Here is a 1,491-nt window from a genome sequence, read left to right on the forward strand (position 1 = left end):
TGAAAACCTCTGTCGAAATGCTTCGTAGAACATGAGACTGTGGTTTTCATGGGATTAAAACAGCTCTGTCTGTTTTAAGGGTTTCAGCGTAGCCTGTGTTCTGCAAAGCAGAAAGGATAAGCACGCTCATGTATATGAGATAAGTGCGTTCCTAATGCTTAGCGGAATACTGGCGAAGCTGTGGGGATAAAGTAGAAAGCATTAGGGAAAAGCAAGAAAGAGAAAAACTTGCGATAGCACGTTTTGATAGGGCTATGATTGATGTGTGCTGCGACCATCTGGCGCAGCACAAAAAAGAAGCTGGCAATCTTTATGGAAAACCAGCATCTAAGATGATATATACACTTATTCTTACAAAAGGATTACACTAAACCAAAAGTGAATTTATACGATTTCAAAAGTATAAACGTAATCATTACTTCCTGGGTCATCATAATTAGCATAGAACTTTACTTTTCTTGGCTCAACTTCTGCTATTGTAGCATTGTCTGCTAACAAGTAGTTTCCATTCTTTAGCTCAACAAAGAAGTGTCCTACATACTCCTCTTCTACATCGCCATAAGGGAAGTAGTCGCTTAGATTAGCACCACGCTGACGAACTTCATACCCGAAGAATCTTGCACACTCCTCAATTTTCTCTCTTAGTTCGGTTTCAGTTGAAACATTAGCACACTCGTTTCTGAATTTCTCGATTGTAAACATAGCTTTTAGTTTTATGACTGTAAATTTAATAAATTCTCTACTTGCATGTAAGTTGCAAGTAGAAAAATAGATATAAAGATTACTTATGCAGTGTAACCATATACAACATATTATTGGAAGTTGCTTAATTCTGCTTTACGCTCCAACTTCACAATATCCTCCCATGAAAACCATTCAGGTTTTAAGTCTTCGGGTATTTCGTGCCAACGTCTCTTTAGTTCGTCTATAGTTTCCGCAATGGTATCACCCCAAAGACCATATTTGTCATTGTGATAACGAAAGTCTTGCTTATCACGTTCTTCCTCGCCTGTCTCTCCAAAATATGCTGTCAAATCATTGTATATCTTCGATAACATCATATACTTTCCTCTGCAATGATATTCTCTAACTTCTATATCTGTAATAGGGTTTATGATTTCAAAATCACACTGCAAAGGACACCCTGGTTCTCCATCCATATCATTAGATGGATGGCAATGATATAACTCTGTTGGAATTGCGTTAGTAGCTGTATTTAGGTCAAGGTAAAAGTTACCTTTCTCATCCTTGTAAGCAATGTTCCCACTGTAGTTTCTTCCCACTCTCTGCAACTTTAATCTTTCCATATGTTTAATTTTAAGTGAATACTTTTCCCTTTAGTTCTCTACTTTTTACAGCAGGAGACTATCGAGCTTTCAAATTTTACGTGCAAATAAGGTAGTAAGGTCATTAGGAAGATAAGCAAAGTAATTTAAGGATATTCTCATGGAAAACCCAAATCTTTGATTTGCGGAAGGCTGCCGTGAGAAT

2 protein-coding genes are annotated in these 1,491 nt (G+C 37.2%); both read right to left on the bottom strand.

What is annotated here, in order from left to right:
- Positions 1-384: 384 nt before the first annotated feature.
- Positions 385-702, bottom strand: a complete 318-nt coding sequence (locus F596_RS0110675) for a hypothetical protein (protein WP_019036937.1) — start codon at positions 700-702, stop codon at positions 385-387.
- A gap of 110 nt (positions 703-812) precedes the next feature.
- Positions 813-1,307 carry an LPD11 domain-containing protein gene (locus tag F596_RS0110680; RefSeq protein WP_024992678.1) on the bottom strand — a complete coding sequence of 165 codons (495 nt, stop codon included), beginning with the start codon at positions 1,305-1,307 and terminating at the stop codon, positions 813-815.
- Positions 1,308-1,491: the final 184 nt, after the last annotated feature.

It is taken from the genome of Prevotella amnii DSM 23384 = JCM 14753, from assembly GCF_000378745.1.
In the GTDB taxonomy this organism is placed as follows: Bacteria; Bacteroidota; Bacteroidia; order Bacteroidales; family Bacteroidaceae; genus Prevotella; species Prevotella amnii.